The sequence below is a fragment of the Streptomyces sp. NBC_00207 genome (assembly GCF_045160965.1).
Taxonomy (GTDB): domain Bacteria; phylum Actinomycetota; class Actinomycetes; order Streptomycetales; family Streptomycetaceae; genus Streptomyces.
Genome location: NZ_CP130715.1, coordinates 1,508,164 through 1,525,502, shown reverse-complemented (window position 1 = coordinate 1,525,502; position 17,339 = coordinate 1,508,164). Strand labels below are relative to the sequence as shown.

18 protein-coding genes are annotated in these 17,339 nt (G+C 71.4%); 10 read left to right on the top strand and 8 right to left on the bottom strand.

Annotated elements, in window-relative coordinates; genetic code table 11:
* Window positions 1–28 precede the first annotated feature (28 nt).
* Window positions 29–718, bottom strand: coding sequence for a DUF305 domain-containing protein (locus OG472_RS07550; RefSeq protein ID WP_405941188.1), 690 nt, complete (start codon window positions 716–718; stop codon window positions 29–31).
* A gap of 79 nt (window positions 719–797) precedes the next feature.
* Here OG472_RS07550 and OG472_RS07545 point away from each other — a divergent pair, with 79 nt between their 5' ends.
* Window positions 798–2,288 carry an LVIVD repeat-containing protein gene (locus tag OG472_RS07545; protein WP_401603940.1) on the top strand — a complete coding sequence of 497 codons (1,491 nt, stop codon included), beginning with the start codon at window positions 798–800 and terminating at the stop codon, window positions 2,286–2,288.
* A gap of 11 nt (window positions 2,289–2,299) precedes the next feature.
* Here the strand turns inward: OG472_RS07545 and OG472_RS07540 are convergent, their stop codons facing one another.
* The 4 genes from OG472_RS07540 to OG472_RS07525 form a co-directional block, all read right to left on the bottom strand.
* Window positions 2,300–2,929, bottom strand: a complete 630-nt coding sequence (locus OG472_RS07540; RefSeq protein WP_401603938.1) for a TetR/AcrR family transcriptional regulator — start codon at window positions 2,927–2,929, stop codon at window positions 2,300–2,302.
* 103 nt (window positions 2,930–3,032) lie between these two features.
* Window positions 3,033–3,716 carry a phosphatase PAP2 family protein gene (locus OG472_RS07535; RefSeq protein ID WP_405941187.1) on the bottom strand — a complete coding sequence of 228 codons (684 nt, stop codon included), beginning with the start codon at window positions 3,714–3,716 and terminating at the stop codon, window positions 3,033–3,035.
* Window positions 3,717–3,780: 64 nt separating this feature from the next.
* Window positions 3,781–4,716: a M56 family metallopeptidase gene (locus tag OG472_RS07530; protein WP_405941186.1), complete on the bottom strand. Its 936-nt coding sequence runs from the start codon at window positions 4,714–4,716 to the stop codon at window positions 3,781–3,783.
* A gap of 81 nt (window positions 4,717–4,797) precedes the next feature.
* Window positions 4,798–5,355 carry a DUF5134 domain-containing protein gene (locus tag OG472_RS07525; RefSeq protein ID WP_401603932.1) on the bottom strand — a complete coding sequence of 186 codons (558 nt, stop codon included), beginning with the start codon at window positions 5,353–5,355 and terminating at the stop codon, window positions 4,798–4,800.
* A 131-nt stretch (window positions 5,356–5,486) separates the two neighbouring features.
* Here OG472_RS07525 and OG472_RS07520 point away from each other — a divergent pair, with 131 nt between their 5' ends.
* Window positions 5,487–6,026 (top strand): GNAT family N-acetyltransferase, encoded by a 540-nt coding sequence (locus tag OG472_RS07520; RefSeq protein ID WP_383563946.1) that lies wholly within the window; start codon window positions 5,487–5,489, stop codon window positions 6,024–6,026.
* Between the two features lie 34 nt (window positions 6,027–6,060).
* On the opposite strand, the gene OG472_RS07515 is transcribed toward OG472_RS07520, so the two are convergent.
* Together OG472_RS07515 and OG472_RS07510 are read right to left on the bottom strand one after the other, a co-directional pair.
* A complete protein-coding gene (locus tag OG472_RS07515) occupies window positions 6,061–6,750 on the bottom strand; it encodes a glycerophosphodiester phosphodiesterase (protein WP_401603929.1) in 690 nt (229 codons plus the stop codon).
* Window positions 6,751–6,940: 190 nt separating this feature from the next.
* Window positions 6,941–7,624, bottom strand: a complete 684-nt coding sequence (locus OG472_RS07510) for a PadR family transcriptional regulator (protein WP_405941185.1) — start codon at window positions 7,622–7,624, stop codon at window positions 6,941–6,943.
* A 49-nt stretch (window positions 7,625–7,673) separates the two neighbouring features.
* Between OG472_RS07510 and OG472_RS07505 the strand changes: the two genes are divergently transcribed.
* From OG472_RS07505 to OG472_RS07475, 7 genes are all read left to right on the top strand, one after another.
* Window positions 7,674–8,795 carry an LLM class flavin-dependent oxidoreductase gene (locus OG472_RS07505; RefSeq protein ID WP_405828628.1) on the top strand — a complete coding sequence of 374 codons (1,122 nt, stop codon included), beginning with the start codon at window positions 7,674–7,676 and terminating at the stop codon, window positions 8,793–8,795.
* 235 nt (window positions 8,796–9,030) lie between these two features.
* Entirely contained in the window at window positions 9,031–10,437 is a 1,407-nt protein-coding gene (locus OG472_RS07500; protein ID WP_401603923.1) for a DUF6421 family protein, read from the top strand.
* 26 nt (window positions 10,438–10,463) lie between these two features.
* Entirely contained in the window at window positions 10,464–11,225 is a 762-nt protein-coding gene (locus tag OG472_RS07495; RefSeq protein ID WP_401603921.1) for an SDR family NAD(P)-dependent oxidoreductase, read from the top strand.
* A complete protein-coding gene (locus tag OG472_RS07490) occupies window positions 11,204–12,298 on the top strand; it encodes a threonine aldolase family protein (protein ID WP_376616905.1) in 1,095 nt (364 codons plus the stop codon). Before OG472_RS07495 ends, OG472_RS07490 begins: the two co-directional genes overlap by 22 nt.
* Window positions 12,299–12,375: 77 nt before the next feature.
* Window positions 12,376–12,975, top strand: coding sequence for a transglutaminase family protein (locus tag OG472_RS07485; RefSeq protein WP_405941184.1), 600 nt, complete (start codon window positions 12,376–12,378; stop codon window positions 12,973–12,975).
* 136 nt (window positions 12,976–13,111) lie between these two features.
* Window positions 13,112–14,311 (top strand): alginate lyase family protein, encoded by a 1,200-nt coding sequence (locus tag OG472_RS07480; RefSeq protein WP_405941183.1) that lies wholly within the window; start codon window positions 13,112–13,114, stop codon window positions 14,309–14,311.
* Window positions 14,312–14,351: 40 nt separating this feature from the next.
* Window positions 14,352–15,611 carry a hypothetical protein gene (locus OG472_RS07475; protein WP_405941182.1) on the top strand — a complete coding sequence of 420 codons (1,260 nt, stop codon included), beginning with the start codon at window positions 14,352–14,354 and terminating at the stop codon, window positions 15,609–15,611.
* 85 nt (window positions 15,612–15,696) lie between these two features.
* Here OG472_RS07475 and OG472_RS07470 read toward each other — a convergent pair whose 3' ends face one another.
* Window positions 15,697–16,419, bottom strand: a complete 723-nt coding sequence (locus tag OG472_RS07470) for a lysophospholipid acyltransferase family protein (protein WP_401603913.1) — start codon at window positions 16,417–16,419, stop codon at window positions 15,697–15,699.
* A gap of 348 nt (window positions 16,420–16,767) precedes the next feature.
* Here OG472_RS07470 and OG472_RS07465 point away from each other — a divergent pair, with 348 nt between their 5' ends.
* Window positions 16,768–17,067, top strand: a complete 300-nt coding sequence (locus tag OG472_RS07465) for a thioredoxin family protein (RefSeq protein ID WP_327419510.1) — start codon at window positions 16,768–16,770, stop codon at window positions 17,065–17,067.
* Window positions 17,068–17,339 lie beyond the last annotated feature (272 nt).

Below are 17,339 nucleotides of genomic sequence, written 5' to 3'. Positions count from 1 at the left end.
CCCAGCATGACACCGGCCCCCTCCGGCGTCAGCCCATCGCGCGCATCCGGTGGATCTCGGCGCTCTGCGTGGCCACCACTTCGGTGGCCATCTCCTCGACCGCCACGTTGTTGCCGGCGGCCAGCGCCTCGCCGGCCATCTTCAGGGCGCCCTCGTGGTGGGCGGTCATCAGCTTCAGGAAGAGCCGGTCGAAATCGGCGCCCCTGGCCCCGGCCAGCTCCTCGAGCTGCTGCTCCGTCGCCATGCCCGGCATCGCGGCGTGGTCGTGGTCGTGCCCGCCGGAGGCCTCCGGCGGGGCCGGATGGAGGGTCAGCCACTTCTCCATCGCCCCGATTTCGGGCTGCTGGGCGGCCGAGATCCGATCCGCCAGCCGCTTGACCCCGTCCGCCGCGCCCCGCTCCGGGGCCAGCGCGCTCATCGCCAGCGCCTGCCGGTGGTGTTCGATCATGCGCTGCACGTAGGCGTGGTCGGCGGCGTTCGGGCTGTCGTCGGGCTTCGCCTTCGCAGCCTGTTCGGGGGTGAGGGTGCGCGCCTTCTCGCCGGGCCGGCCCGGGGCGACGACCACGGGCTGTCCCTCTCCCGCCCGGTCCGCCCCCTCGTCCCCACCCTGGCAGCCGGCGAGCGTCAGCAGGAGACAGGCGGTCGCCACCGCCACGGCGGAGCGGCGGAGGAGCGCTGTCGACGCCTCGCGGCCCCGGAGGGCTTTTGCCATGTCCATGGAAAGGAAGATACTGCCGGGGTCCTGGTTCCGTTCCCTTGTGGGCGGAACCGATCGGGCTCCCCCATCGGAGGGCACAGTGACCTCGCTACACACCAGGAGAGTGCGGAACAGGAGGGTGGGGGTGGCCGTCGCGGCGGCAGGGCTCCTCACCACGCTCCTGGCAGCCGGACCGGCGTCGGCCACCCCCGACCCGGGCGACTTAGCACCGGGCAGCAGCAGCGGAAACCAGCAGAGCGCGAGCTCCGTCGAGGGCAGGGAACTGGCTCCGGGCGAGATCCCAGGCCAGGACGAGATCGTGCACAGCCGCAACATCAAGTTCCTGGCCAACATCCCCAGCACGGATCCCGCGAACATCAATTCCGACCTGGCCTTCCAGGGCAGGTACGCCTACGCGGGCAGCTACAGCGGCTTCACGATCTACGACATCGCCAATCCGAAGGCGCCGAAGACCGTCTCCCAGGTGCTCTGCCCCGGCGGCCAGAACGACGTCTCCGTCCACGGCGACCTGCTTTTCCTCTCCACGGACTCCTCGCGCAGCGACGACTCCTGCAACAGCGTCTCGCAGCCCGCGACGGAGAAGTCCTCGTGGGAGGGCATCAAGATCTTCGACATCAAGGACAAGAAGAACCCCAAGTACATCAAGTCCGTCGAGACCGCCTGCGGTTCCCACACCCACACCCTGGTGCCGGGTGACAAGGACATCTACCTCTACGTCGCCTCGTACTCCCCGAACGAGGCCTTCCCCGACTGCAAGCCGCCGCACGACGGCATCTCCGTGGTGAAGGTCCCGAAGAAGGCGCCGACGAAGGCCGCGGTCGTCGCCTTCCCGATCCTCTTCCCGGACGGCGGCAACCCGGGCGGACCCACCAACCCCGGCGTCTCCAAGACCACCGGCTGCCACGACATCACCGTGCTGCCCTCGAAGAAGCTGGCCGCCGGAGCCTGCATGGGCGACGGCATCCTCTTCGACATCAGCAAGCCCGAGGAGCCGAAGGTCATCGACCGGGTGCAGGACAACGTGAACTTCGCCTTCTGGCACTCGGCCACCTTCAACGAGCGTGCGAACAAGGTGGTGTTCACCGACGAGCTCGGCGGCGGTTCCGGTGCCACCTGCAACGAGGCCACCGGCCCCGACCGGGGCGCCGACGGGGTCTACGACATCACCGGCCGCGGGGACCAGCGCAAGCTCGTCTTCCGCAGCTACTTCAAGATCCCGCGCCACCAGGCCGACACCGAGAACTGCGTGGCCCACAACGGCTCGCTGATCCCGGTCGGCGGTGGCCGCGACATCATGGTGCAGGCCTGGTACCAGGGCGGCGTGTCCGTATGGGAGTTCACCGACTCCGCCCAGCCCAAGGAGATCGCGTACTTCGAGCGCGGACCGCTGACGACGGACCGGCTCGGACTGGGCGGGTCCTGGTCGGCGTACTACTACAACGGGCACATCTACTCGAACGACATCGCCAAGGGCTTCGACGTGCTGCGGCTCGACGACTGGCGCACCGAGAGCGCCAAGTGGGTGTGGATGGACCGGCTCAACGTGCAGAGCCAGCCCGAGTACCACTGACGTCCACGTCGCTAAGGATGTGAGGGAATCGTTCCGCCGGGCGGCCCGCCGTCCGGCGGAACACCGAGCTCCCAGTCCAGTCCGTAGCGCTGGAACAGCTCGGCCCGCAGCCGGGCCTGCGGCATCGGGGCGCCCGGCAGCAGGATCGCCACGACCGCACCCATCAGCAGGGCCCGCAGCAGCGGATAGTCCGCGTCCACGTCCGCCGAGCCGTACCGGGCGAGGGTGTCCCGCAGCAGCTCCGCCAGCCGCTGCTGCTCCGGGCACTGCACGAAGCCCTCGGCCGCGAGGATGCCCGCCATGTGGGTCCGCATCAGCAGCGGCTCGTCCCGGGCCAGCCCGAGGATCGCGTCGATGGCGCGCGCGAGCCGCTCGCGCCCGTCGTCGGTGCGTGGCTCCCGTTCCAGCGCGGCGTGCAGCGTGCGGTGCATCAGCCGGTGCACCGCCGACTGCAGCAACTGCCGTTTGCCCGGAAAGTAGTACGAGACCAGGCCACGGGCGGCGCCGGCCCGGTCGGCGATGTCGCCGAGGGTCGTGGCCTCGTAGCCGCGCGCGGCCACGAGTTCGACCGTGGACTGGAGCAGCCGCTCCCGGGAACGTCTGCGCAATTCTTCATTGACCGATGCGCTGCGCGGGACCATGCTTACTCCTGCGTTGACTGGCTCAGAGCCAATATACTCAGCGCACGGGGTCGCCTGCTCTGGGTGAAACGGGGGATCGCCCAGGGCAGGCACCCCACACCCTTCACCGGTCCGGCACTGCGGACCCGCGCCGACGGCCCGATCCAAGCGTCGCGAGCGCCACCACGGCCACGCCCAGCAGCCAGCCCGCCACCACGTCGGACAGCCAGTGGACGCCCAGGTAGACACGGGTGAAGCCGACCCCGAGGACCGAGACCGCGGCCACCGCCCAGGCGACCGCCGGCGCCCACGCCGGGAGCGTACGGGGGAGCGGTCGCGTGAGGGGCGGGGAGAGCGGCCGGGGGAGCAGCCACAGGAGCAGTCCGCACACCACCGTCGCCGTCATGGCGTGCCCGGACGGGTAGGCCGCGTAGTGCGCCGAGTCCACCGGATCGGGCCACACCGGGCGCTCCCGGCCCACCAGAGCCTTCAGTCCCTGCTGCACCACCGTGGCCACCACGACGGCCAGCGCCACCCGAAGCGCCCGCTCCCGGTCGCCGCGCCACCACAGCAGGACGCACGCGACGGCGGCCAGCGTCCGCATGGTCCACGGATCCCACACCCAGTCGGAGAGCACCCGCATGACATGCGTGACCCCGGGGTGGGCGACGGCGTGGGCGTGCAGGTCCCGGGCGACCCGGACGTCGCCGGAGAGGACCGGCCGCCACCCCGCCACCACCAGCGCCGTCAGGACCGACACGAGCAGCGCGGCGAGGATGCCCGCCCACCGAAGGGGGTTGTTCCGCATGGGGTGATCCTCGCACCGGCGCGCGGGTCGCCGGGACGCGCCGCGGGCGCACCACGCGGGCGCACTACGCCAGCGCGCTCAGCCCCGGCACGAAGGCCACCAGCAGCGGTATCGCCGGGACCAGCGTGGCCAGCGCCGTCAGGCGCAGCCTGCGGCCCGGCGACAGCCGGGGCGTGGCGGCGAGCAGCCTGCGCACCCGCTGCGGGACGTGCGCCTGCTCGATGGAGGCCGCGAACACCCCCCGGTCCTCGTTGAGCCCGACCAGCGCCAGCGCGATCGTCAGCCGCCCGAACCGCCGCGAGGCCACGTCGTCGGCGGCCATCTCCACCAGCCGGTGCATCTCCGCCTCGAAGGCCGCGAAGACCGGCACCTGCGGGAATCCCCGGGCCAGCGCCCGCGAACAGTGCAGCAGCCAGTCGTGCCGCGCCGCCGCGTGCCCCTGCTCGTGCGCCAGTACGGCGTCCAGCTGGCTGCCCTTCAGCCGGCCCAGCGCCGCCGTGGTCACCACCAGCTGCGGGGCCGCTCCCGGCAGCCACCAGGCCTCCGGCCGTGGACCCTCCAGTACGACGAGCCGCGCGCCCGAGGGATCCTCACCCGGAAGCAGCGGGGCCCGTACGAGCAGTTCGCTGCCCTGCGCGCGCCGCCGGGCCCGTGCCCGCAGCACCTCACCGGTCAGCATCGCCCCGGTCCACAGCGCACCGCCCGCCAGCGCCAGCGCGGTGGCCGCGGCCCAGGGCCCGCCGGACGCGCCGAGGGCGTAGGCGTCGACCACCCCGTGCGGGGCGGCGGCGAAGAGCCGGCCCCGGACCGCCTGCCAGGCGGCCGCCGCACTGAGCAGCATCGACAGTCCGAAGCACAGGAGCACGGCACCGACCACGCACTGCCACACCCACAGCGCCACGACCGGCTCGCGCTCGGGCCACCGGGCCCGGCCCAGCAGACGGGGGGCGAGCACCGCGGTCAGGGCGCCGAGCATCAGGAGAACGGCGGGGACCATCATGGTCGCCAGCCTATGAGCGCGGGACTACCTGCGGGTACGGCCTCGGGGCATTGGTGACGCAGGACACGTCCGCAGGCGTCGTCACATCGTGAGCAGCATCGCCAACATCCCCATTCCCATGGCCAGTCGGCAGGCGCGGATCAACTCGGCCGGTCCGCCCCGGCCCGCGGCGACCGGCTGCCCGGCCGGGCCCACTGCGGTGAGCAGCCGGGTGCCCCCGAGCACCACGTACCCGGCGTAGTAGAGGAGCAGCGCCCCGGTCAGCAGCGGCAGGCCGGCGCCCTGGCCGTGTCCGTGACCGCTCCCGGAGGCCGCCGTCAGGCTCATGTAGACCATCGTCAGGGAGCCCACCAGGTGGTGCGTGTGGTGCGCCCCGCCCCGCAGCAGCCACAGGGCGTGCAGGGCCGCGCCGCAGAAGACGACCCCCAGCAGGGGAGCCCGCCACCCGTCGGCGCGGGCCAGGGGTACGGCCATCAGCGCCATGCCGAAGCCCATCACCGCTTCCCCGGCCGCCGCTTCGCCCGACGTGCGCACCCGCCGGAGGCAGTACCCACCGCTCACCGCGCACAGCAGCACCAGCAGCCAGGCGGACACGGAAAGGGACACGGAGTCGGAAAGGGGCGTGGCGGAACCGTGCACGGCGGAACCTCCCGGTTCGTCGGCGTCACGGGGAGAGATGCCCCTCTCACACGGCGCTCACGCGGGACCGGGATACGCTCTCCCTGCCGCACCAGGCATGTCATATGCCACCGCACCGAACGGAGCGCCCGATGTCGACCGCCCAGTCAGCCGCCCTCAGTTTCCGCAGCGCCGTGGAGGCGGACGTACCGGAACTGGTGGTGCTCGTCGAGTCCGCGTACCGCGGGGACGCCAGCCGGGCCGGCTGGACCACCGAGGCCGACTACCTCGACGGGCAGCGCACGGACCCGGACGGGGTCCGCGCCGTCATCGAGAGCCCCGACAGCGTCCTGCTCGTCGTCGAGCGCGCGGGTGAACTCGTCGCCTGCTGCCAGCTCGAACACCGCGGTGACCACGCCTACTTCGGCATGTTCGCCGTCCGCCCCGGGCTCCAGGGCGCCGGCCTCGGCAAGGAGATCCTGGCCGAGGCCGAGCGCCGTGCCCGCGAGACGTGGGGCGCGAAGGAGATGCGGATGACGGTGGTGAACGTACGGGAGGAGCTCATCGCCTACTACGTGCGCCGCGGCTACCAGCGCACCGGCGAACTGAGCCCCTTCCCCTACGGTGACGAGCGCTTCGGCGTCCCGCTCCGGGAGGACCTCGCCTTCGAGCTGCTCGTCAAGACGTTCTGATCCCTCGTCAGGGCCGCCGGGGGCCGTGAGGCCGTCAGGCGGTGAACCGGCCCGTGCTGCGGATCTCCGGGAGGTCCGTGGCCGCGCCGTTCAGCCCGAGCGCCCGCGCCAGCCGCAGCTGGTCCAGGGTGTTGACCGCCAGGGCGGTCACCCGCAGCCCGGCCGCGTGCGCCGACTCCACCGTCTCCAGGGAGATCAGGCGGATGTCCACCGCGATGGCCGCGGCGCCCGCGGCCAGCGCCCGGTCCACGATGCCCCCGGTGCCGCCGCCGGGGGCCGCGTACAGGGTGGTCCGTACGCCGGGCACCAGCCGGGCCACCTCGACGAGCAGCGCCTCGTCGGCGGACGCCACCTCCACCCGGCCGGTCAGGTCGCGGCGCAGCATCAGCTCCGCCAGCACGCCGGCCGCGGCCCGGTCCCGTACGGACACCTGGAGCGGCACCCGGACCGCGTCCAGGACCTCCTCGAGGACCGGAACCCGCTCGCCCTGACCGGCGTCCAGTTCGCGCAGCTCGGCCAGGGTCAGGTCGGCGACGGCCCCCGAGCCGTCGGTGGTCCGGTCCACCTCGGGGTCGTGCAGGGCGACGAGGGCGCCGTCCTTGCTCAGCCGGAGGTCCAGGGCGATGACGTCCATGCCGGAACGTTCCGCTCGAACGAACGACCGCAGGGTGTTCTCCGGTTCGACACCCATGACCCCGCGGTGACCGATGGTGAGGAAAGTCAAGGTTCTCTCGCTTCCGTCGACGGCGGCTCCCCGCGCGGTCGCGGTGTCCCGACCGGCCGCGCGCGATGAGGACGCATGCTAGTGCGCCGAGGGTGCGAAGGGACCGTCCGTGCACTGCCCCGGAAGGGCGCTCAGGCCGCTTCCCGCCAGGGTTGTGCGCCCCGCGGCGCCCGGCTCCCGGCCCGCCGCGTCACCCGGGCGTGGGCGAGTCCCCGTCGGCTTGACGGCCCCCGGTACCGGCCTCTGCGCCGGCTTCGGATCCGGCCTCGGAGCCGGCCCGCGCGCTGCCGGCGGCTTCGGTCCCCGGGAGCGCCGCCAGGTCGGTGAGCAGGGCCTCGGCCAGCTCCAGCTCGGCCAGGTGCTGGCGTTCGCTCCAGCGCAGCGCGAGGGAGGGGAAGGCCCATTCCGGTACGCCGGCCGCATGCTCCATGGCCTCCCGTACGGCGGCCAGTTCGCCCCGCGTGCGCTCCACGTGCTCGTCGACCATCGCGCGCAGCCGCTCCGGTTCGGCCAGGTGGCCGAGCCAGATCCGCAGCAGCAGACCGTGCTTGAGCACCGGCGGTCCCGCCTCGGCGGTGTCGGCGGCCCAGCCGGACAGGGCCGCGCGGCCCGCGTCGGTGATCGCGTACCGCCGTTTGGCCCGTGCCTCCTCCGGTCCCGAGCGCGCGGAGGCGGCGTAACCGAGTTCCTCCAGACGGCGCAGCTCCGCGTAGATCTGGCTGATGGCCGGTGACCAGTAGAAGAAGCGCAGTGAGGAGTCCGCCCACTTCTTCAGCTCGTAGCCGGTCCGCTCGCCGGGGAAGGAGAGCAGACCGAGTACGGCCCACGCGGTCGGTGGAAGCTCTTGCTTCTTCGCTTCATGACTACTAGTCATATTACTAATTGAAGTGAGACCGGGCACGCGACGCAACCCTGGGGGCACCGTGAAATTCTCCGTGATCTTCGAGGCTCAGCTGGCCGATCCGACCGTCGAGCGGGAGCACCAGGTCATCCGCGACTGCGTCGAGCAGGCCGTGCTGGCCGAACGCATGGGATTCGACCGGATCTGGGCGGTCGAGCACCACTCGCTGAAGTGGTACGCGCACATGTCCGCCCCAGAGATCTTCCTCAGCTGGGTCGCCGCCAAGACCAGCACCATACGCATCGGCCACGGCGTCGTGTGCATGCCCTTCAACTTCAACCACCCGGTCCGGGTCGCCGAGCGGGCCGCGATGCTCGACCTGCTGTCGGGAGGCCGGCTGGACCTGGGAGCCGGGCGCGGTGGCACCGAGCAGGAGACCTCGCTGTGCGGGGTGGACCGGGAGCGCACCACGGCGGAGGTGGAGGAGGCCCTGCGGATCATCGGCAGGGCCTGGCAGGAGGAGGAGCTGGAGTACCACGGCGAGCTGATCGACATAGACCCGCACCCGATACTGCCGCGGCCGCTGCAGACCCCGCATCCGCCGCTGTTCCTGGCGTGCAGCCGCGGCGAGACGCTCGTCCAGGCGGCCGAGCTGGGGATCGGGGCGCTGGTGATGGGCTTCGCCGGACCCGAGTCGATCGCGCGGATGCGCTCCGTCTACGACGCCGCGATCGCCGGGCGGGACGGCAGCCGGTTCGTGTCCAGCGTGGTCAACGACCACTTCTCCGTGCTGTGCCCGACCATCGTGCTCGACGACCGGGAGGAGGCGCGCCGGATCGGCGTCCGCGGCCAGCGGTTCTTCGCCCAGTCGATCGGCCACTGGTACGGCGGGGCGGGGGTCCCCGACGAGGCCGTCGTCGCCGGGGCCGACGAGGCCGCCGAGATGCGCAGGGCCGCCGAGCAGGTGGTGGCCCGGCTGCACGAGCTGGACATCCCGGTCCGGCCGGCCTCGACGGCCACCTTCAACGCCGACCACGCCTACGGGAGCGCCGACGACGCCATCGCCTACGCGGAACGGCTCAGGGAGGCGGGGGCCGACGAGATCATGTGCCTGATCCAGATGGGCACGGTGGGGCAGGAAGCCTGCCTGGAGACCCTGAGGCAGTGGGGGGAGAAGGTCATCCCGCACTTCCGCGGCATGTGATGTCCGCCTCTGCCGCGCGTCCCGGCCCGCCCGCCCCCCTGCCGGCCGAAACCGGCCAGGGGCCCGGGAAGCCTTGGCGCAATTGGGCGGAGTGGTCGGTTCCACCCTGAAGAACGGGAAGACTTCCGGTGAAGCGGGGGGTGTCACAGGATAATTTCCCGAGCTGCCTCTTGAACGGAAGAGCCTCACGCGCATACGCTGCCTTGACGTGAGGTTCTCCTGTGGAGGAAGTGACATGACGGAAACTCTTGTGCCGGGTACCGGCGGCGCCGTGATAACCGCCGAGACGCGGGTGGTCGACCACCCGGCGTGGCCCGAGCTCAAGGCCGCCGTGGAGGAGATCCGCCCCTGGCAGGCCAAGGACGGCTCCATCGACTTCGAGGCCGAGGGCGCCCCCGCCCGGCACACCGCCGAGGCCGCGGTCGGCCGCGTGATCCGCGCCGTCGAGACGCTCTCCCCGCTGCTCCCGCACGCCACCGCGTACCACGAGGCGCTCGTCGCCGACCTGCGCAAGTGGGCCGCCGGCGACTTCCAGGTGCCGGACTTCCTCGACTCGCTGCTGGCCTTCCACCCGGCCGCCGAGCGCGCGGACGGGCTCCAGCACCTCGTCGTCTTCCCGATGTACACGCAGAACGGCAACCCGGACCGCAATCTGGAGGCCGTCGTCCTCAAGATGGTGTGGCCCGAGTGGCTCGCAGAGCTTGAGCGCACCCGGTACGACAACCCGCTCTTCCTCGGCATCACCTTCGAGGACTTCACCGCGGGCTACGACACCCACTCCGCCGTGCTCTTCCCGGAGACCATCGCCGTGCGCGAGGCCCCCGAGCGCTTCACCTGGGGCGGCATCTTCTGTGACCGCGAGGCCGCGCGCTTCCGCAAGGTCACCACGGCCGCCGTCGACATCCTCGGCGTCGAGCTGCCCGCCGACATCGCCGCCATGGTCACCGACCAGGAGCGCTGCGAGAAGGCCTTCGTCCTGTGGGACATGGTCCACGACCGCACCCACAGCCACGGCGACCTGCCGTTCGACCCCTTCATGATCAAGCAGCGCCAGCCGTTCTGGATGTACGGCCTGGAGGAGCTGCGCTGCGACCTCACCGCCTTCAAGGAGGCCGTGAAGCTGGAGTCCGAGGGCAACGAGCACGGCCGTGACGTGCAGTACGCCGTCCTCTTCGACCGGATGTTCCGCTTCCCGGTCTCGGGCGACCGCACCCGCAACTACGACGGCCTCGGCGGCCAGTTGCTCTTCGCGTACCTCCACAAGCACGACGTCGTGCGCTGGACGGACAACAAGCTGAAGATCGACTGGATGCGCGCCCCGCAGGTCACCAACCAGCTGTGCGCCGAGATCGAGGACCTCTACCGGGCCGGCATCGACCGCCCGAAGCTGGTGCACTGGTTCAAGGCCTACGAGCTGGTCTCGACGTACCTCGCCCCGCACCCGGGTTCCAAGTGGGCCAAGGGTCCCGACGCCCTCGACATGACGCAGCCGCCGCGCAAGCTCGTGGACGACGTGCTTCCGGACGAGTTTCCGCTCAGCATGTTCTTTGAGGCGCTCGCCAAGAAGCTCAAGGGAGTGATCGCCTCCACGAAGGGCATCACCGCCCTGAATGCAGAGCAGGCCGAGCGAGTCGCCGCGTGAGCGCTCGCCCACAGGAGGCTGGACAGATGAACGGCTCCGGGAACGGCAACGGAAAGCTGCACGGAGCGGTGGTGGCGGTGGCCGGGGCCGGCGGCCCCGCCGGCCGTGCCACCCTGCTCCGCCTCGCCGAGGCGGGTGCCGTGGTCGTCGCGTCCGACGCCAATCCGGCGCGGCTCGCGGAGGCCGTGGACGCGGCACGCTACGCCCACGGCGGCGCCACCATCACCGGTGACACCGTGGACCTGCTCGACCTGGCCGCCACCCAGGCCTGGGCCGAGCAGACCGAGAAGGAGTTCGGCCGGATCGACGGGCTGGTCCACCTCGTGGGCGGCTGGCGCGGCAGCAAGACCTTCACCGACGTCGACCTCGCGGACTGGGACTTCCTGGAGAAGCTCCTCATCCGCACGGTCCAGCACACCTCGCTGGCCTTCCACGACGGACTGCTGCGCAGCGACCGCGGCCGCTACGTCCTGGTCAGCCAGTCCGGCGCGCACAAGCCGGTCGCCAACAACGCCGCGTACAACGCGGGCAAGGCGGCGGCGGAGGCCTGGACCCTGGCGATGGCGGACTCCTTCCGCAAGGCGGGGGGTGACGAGGGCCCGGGTGCGGCAGCTGCGATCCTGGTCATCAAGGCACTGGTGCACGACGCGATGCGCGCCGAGCGTCCCAATGCGAAGTTCGCGGGCTTCACCGACGTGAAGGAGCTGGCCGAGGCCATCGCCGGCGTCTGGGAGCGGCCCGCCACCGATGTGAACGGACAGCGTCTGTGGCTCACTCCGCAACCGTGAGAACCGATGCCGGGAAGACCGACGCCCGGCGCCACCACGATCCGGCGGTGCGCGGTTTCGCGAGCGACAACTACGCGGGGGTCCACCCCGAGGTGCTGGCCGCCGTCGCCCTGGCGAACGGCGGCCACCAGGTCTCGTATGGCGAGGACGAGTACACCGAACACCTGCAGAAGATCTTCCGCAGCCACTTCGGTCCGTACGCGGAGGCCTTCCCGGTCTTCAACGGCACGGGCGCCAACGTCGTCGCCCTGCAGGCCATGACGGACCGGTGGGGCGCCGTGATCTGCGCCAAGACCGCCCACATCAACGTGGACGAGGGCGGCGCGCCGGAGCGGATGGCGGGCATCAAGCTGCTCGCCGTCCCCACTCCGGACGGCAAGCTCACCCCCGAGCTGATCGACCAGGAGGCCTGGGGCTTCGAGGACGAGCACCGGGCGATGCCGCAGGTCGTCTCCATCACGCAGAACACCGAGCTCGGCACGGTCTACACGCCGGACGAGATCCGTGCCATCTGCGAGCACGCGCACGGCCTGGGCATGAAGGTGCACCTCGACGGTGCCCGGATAGCCAACGCCGCGGCCTCGCTCGACGTGCCGATGCGCACGTTCACGAACACCGTCGGTGTGGACGTGCTGTCGTACGGCGGCACCAAGAACGGCATGATGTTCGGCGAAGCCGTGGTGGTGCTCAACCCGGACGCGGTCCGGCAGATGAAGCACATCCGCAAGATGTCGATGCAGCTCGCGTCCAAGATGCGGTTCGTGTCGGTGCAGCTGGAGGCGCTGCTCGCCAAGGACCTGTGGCTGCGCAACGCCCGGCACGCCAATGCGATGGCGCAGCGGCTGGCCGCGGGCGTGCGGGAGACGGACGGGGTGGAGATCCTCTACCCGGTGCAGGCGAACGCGGTGTTCGCACGGCTGCCGCACGAGGTGTCGCGGCGACTGCAGAAGCGTTACCGCTTCTACTTCTGGGACGAGGCCGCGGGCGACGTCCGCTGGATGTGCGGTTTCGACACCCAGGAAGAGGATGTGGACGGCTTCCTGCAGGCCCTGAAGGAAGAGATGGCGCGCTAGCGCCGATGCATGCATAGATATGCCTTCGACTGAAAATCTATTGATCTTCGGTCGGGGGCTTGTCTATGCTCCGGGGCATGCAACTGATCCAGCAGAACCCCGATATCCATGCCTATCTGGCGTCGGACGAGGCCATCGATCACTGGCACCCCCTCGTCCAGGAAACCGCCGACGCCCTCTGGTCTGCCACCGGCGACGCATACTCATACGCAAAGGCGGCCTTCGAGTTCGTCCGCGACACGATCCCGCACTCGGCCGATTCCGGTGACCTGCGGGTCTCCTGGCGCGCCTCCGACGTCCTCGCCACGCGCAACGGCATCTGCTACCCGAAGGCTCACGTCCTCGCGGCCCTGCTGCGCGCCCAGGGCATCCCGGCGGCCCTCTGCTACCAGCGGCTGGCCGACGACGACGGTTCGAACCCGGTCGTCCACGGCCTGGTGGCCGTCCGGTTGCCCGGCGGTGACCGCTGGTCCCGCCTGGACCCCCGCGGCAACAAGCCGGGGGTGGACGCGCAGTTCAGCCCCGACCGCGAGCAGCTGGCCTTCCCCGTGCGGCCGGAGCTCGGCGAGATCGACTATCCCGAGCTCTACGCCGCCCCGCACCCGGCCACGCTGAGCGCCCTGCGGGAGTCCGCCGACCGGCCGGAGCTGTGGACGAAGCTGCCGACGGCTCTTTGACGTTTGGTTAATAGGAAGGTTTCCTGTCTGACATCGTTGTCAGATTGGCATGGGCATGAGTAGATTCGGTTGCGGAATCCCCCCACGGAGACCCCCGGAATCCCGGAATCCCCCACCTCCGACCGGAAGGCGCTTCATGCGTTACGGAGTTCCCGCCGGGCTGGCCGCCCTTGCCCTCGGCCTGGCCGCAACCCTCGTCCCCCTCCACTCCGCAGTCGCCGAAACACCCCGAACCGCGGCCGCACCCGCGCAGTTCGCCCACCCCGGCGTCCTCAACAGCCGCGCCCAACTGGACTTCGTACGTACACAGGTGCAGGCCGGCCGGCAGCCGTGGAAGGCCGCCTACGACCAGATGCTGGCCGGCAAGTACGGCTCGCTGTCGCGCACGCCCAAGCCGCGCGAGGTCGTCGAATGCGGCTCGTACTCGAACCCGAACATCGGCTGCACCGACGAGCGCGAGGACGCCATCGCCGCGTACAGCCAGGCCCTCGCCTGGTACATGACCAGGGACGCCAAGTACGCCCGCAAGTCCATCGAGTTGATGGACGCCTGGTCCGCGAAGATCAAGGACCACACCAACAGCAACGCACCGCTGCAGAGCGGCTGGGCGGGCTCCACCTGGCCGCGCGCCGCCGAGATCATCAAGCACACGTACACGGGCGGCTGGCCCCACCAGGGGCGTTTCGTGACGATGCTGCGGGACGTCTACCTGCCCGAGGTGATCAACGGGCGGCCGAACAGCAACGGCAACTGGGAACTGATCATGATGGACGCGGCCGTCGGGATCTCGGTGCACCTCGACGACCGCGCGAGCTACGACAAGGCGATGGGCGTCTACCTCGGCCGCGTCCCCGCCTACTTCTACCTGGCATCCGACGGTGCGCAGCCCGCGTACCCGCCGCGCTCGTCCATCGACACCCGCGGCGAGCTCATCGACTACTGGCACGGCCAGAGCACCTTCGTGGACGGCCTCGCGCAGGAGACCTGCCGCGACTTCGGCCACACCGGCATGGGGATCGCCGCGGCCATGCACGTCGCCGAGACCTCACGCATCCAGGGCCGCGACCTCTACCCGCAGTTCAAGGACCGGTTCCGGCATGCGCTGGGCTTCCACGCCACGTACGAACTCGGTGCGGCGGTCCCCTCCTGGCTCTGCGGCGGCACCCTGACCAGGGGCATCGGTCCGGCGACCGAGGTCGGCTACAACGCCCTGCACACCCGGCTGGGCGTCACGATGGAGAACACCCGCAGGCTCACCGAGGGACGGCGCCCGGCGGGCACCGAGAACCACTTCGAGGCCTGGGAGACCCTGACCCACGCCGACAACCCCAACTGAGCGGGTTTCACCACCGGTCGGTGACGGCCATGCTGACGGTATGACGTGGCCGGTCACCCTGCTCGGCCTGGCGGGCCAGGTGTTCTCCCTGGTCATGGCCCACCGCACCGCTGCGCCGCCCGCGCCCGGCTCCGAATACGTCGGCGGGTCGAAGATCTCGGTCCGCCGGGTACGGGGCCGCTCGCGGGTGACGCTGAGGCGCCTCGGCCGCAACCGGCGGACCGCCCCGGTTCCCCTGTTCGCCTTCTCCGACGGGTCGGCCGAGGGCCTGTCCTGGCCCAGGCGCGCGCTGATCACCCTGATCGAGACGGCCCGGCGCTGGGACCACGTCGCCGATCGGCAGCTCGTACCGCTGCTCACCGCTCAGCCCGCGCTGGTGCACCGGGCCGGGTCCGCCGCGCTCTCCGCACTCGTACGGATCCGCTCCCTGCCGCGGGAGCTGCTGGACGCGATCGAGTCGGGCCTGCCGTTCCGCAACCCGGAACTCGACGCCGGCGCCGCGGAGATCGCTCTGCACGTCACGCCGTTCCGACTACGGCGTGCGGGCCAGGACGCGGCGGCCCGGGCGGAGATCCACGGCGATCTCGCCCACCGCCTCCACACCGTCCGCGCCTACGGGGCCGCCGTCATCCGGATCGAGGCGTCCGTCAAGCTCCTCGAGGAACTGGCCGGGCAGGGTGATCTCTACGTGGAACGGCTGGCCTCTTGTCTGGACTGGGCCGGGATCATGAACGAGTTCAAGGGCGACCACGTGCGGGCCCTGGAGTGCACCAGGCAGTGCGCCGCCCTCTTCCAGGAGCTGGCGGCACGCCACAAGGACCGGCCGGAGACGTACGGCAGGCTCCAGAGGCGGCTGACGTACGTCCTGGCCAATCTCGCGGGCCGGGTGCTCCTCGGCCCCGCAGAGCGCCTCGAGGTGGCCCAGGAGGCGGTGGAGGCCTGCCGCGGCCTCGTCCACGGGGACTCGGTCCCGGACGACGTCGAGCTGGCCGGGGCCTTGCAGAACCTCGGTGTGGCGCTCCTCGGGCTGGGGCGGCACGGGGAGCCCCTGGGACCACTGCGGGAGGCCACCGACATCCGCCGCGTGCAGGCGGCCGGGGACTTCGCCTTCTACGCCCAGCACTTGGAACAGCTGCTCAGCGTACTCACCCGCCAACTCGACCTGCTGGGCCGACGGGAGGAGGCCCGGAGCGCCGCGCGGGAGCGCGTCGGCGTCCTGCGCCGACTGGCCGAGGCCGATCCCGGGCGCTTCGCCGGGGCCCTGGAGAGGGTGGAGCGGCAGCTGGAGGACCTGGGCTGACCGGAGGCGGCGACGACGACGGCCTCCGGGACCCGGCCGTGGTCCCGGAGGCCGTCGTCGCACGGGAGTGCGCCGGGGCGGGGCGTCAGCCCGCTTCGCGGACCTGGGCCGGGGTCGGCGCGGTGCCGCCCAGGTGGGCCGGCAGCCACCAGGAGTCCTCGGGGCCGCTGGGCTTGGCCGGGTAGGCGCGCTGGGCGGCGTCCAGGAGCTCCTGCACGCGCTCGCGCAGCCGGCGCGTGATGGCGCCGGCGTACTGGTCGGTGGGGGCCTCGATCGGCTCGCCCACGCGCATCGTCACCGGGATGTGGCTGCGCTTGAGGTTCTTCGGGCGGCCCTTGGTCCACAGCCGCTGGGTGCCCCAGAGCGCCACCGGGATCAGCGGGACCCCGGCCTCCTGCGCCATCCGGGCCGCACCCGACTTGAAGCTCTTGAGGGTGAACGACTGGGAGATCGTGGCCTCCGGGAAGACCCCGATGATCTCGCCGGACCGCAGGGAGTCCAGGGCGTGCTGGTACGCGGCCTCACCCTGGGTGCGGTCGACGGGGATGTGCTTCATCGCGCGCATCAGCGGACCGGACACCTTGTGCCGGAACACCGACTCCTTCGCCATGAAGCGCACCAGGCGCTTCTGCGGCCGCGCCGTCAGGCCGGCGAAGATGAAGTCGAGGTATCCGATGTGGTTCGACACCAGGACCGCACCGCCCTTGCGGGGGATGTTCTCGGTGCCCTTCATGTCGATGCGGATGTCGAGGGCACGGAAGAGTCCGTGCGCGGCGCCGATCACGGGAGGGTAGACGAGCTCAGCCATGGTGGGGAGACCCCGCTTTCTGCCTGGGGAGGTGCTCCCGGCCGGAAGTTACGGAAGCGTAGGTACGCGACCATGGGGATGGTGCCCCATACGCGGGCTGCTGGCCAGCCCAGAGGCCCGTGCCCGGGGAGATTCTCGTCACGCCGGGAATGTCGTACGTCTCCAGGATGCTCCGATCCACGTACGAGCGTACGAGCATGGGGTACACGGACGAAGACGGCGAGGGGAGCGCGGGTGCTCGGGCAGGACGGGCGCGAAGGGTGCGACGGGCGCGAAAGCGGGCGGGACGGCGGGCGGGACGGCCGGCCCGGCGGACCGGAGCTCGGGCGGGACGGCGGCCCCGTTCGGCTGGGCGCCGCGGAACTGGGCGCGGAGCCGGGGGAGCGGGCGAGCCTGGTGCAGTTCTCCAGCGCCTTCTGCCAGCCCTGCCGGGCCACGCGGCGGATCCTCGCCGAGGTCGCGGCGATGGTCGAAGGGGTCGCGCACATCGAGATCGACGCGGAGGAACGGCTCGGGCTGGTGCGCGCCCTCGGGATCGAGAAGACCCCGACCGTGCTCGTCCTGGACTCGGCGGGCCGGATCGTCCGGCGGGCGGCCGGCATGCCGCGCAAGGTGGACGTGATCGCCGCGCTGGGGGCCGCCGTATGACGGGCGGTTCCCGGCCGGGCCTCGCGGCCGGGCCCGGTTCCCCGTCCGGGTCCCGGCCCGTGGCCCGGTCCGGTGCCGGGGTGCCGGGCGCGCCGGTGCGCGCGCCCGCACGCAGCGTGACGCGCCTGACATCTGCCCGATCCCGCTTGACTGTGTCCACGGGAGATCGCCAGGCTGGCGGCATGCGGTATGAACTCCTGCTCTACGGACGGGTCCATGTGGACCTGGTCCGATACGCGAGCGCGCGCTGTCGGAATCGCTGAACGCCCCCG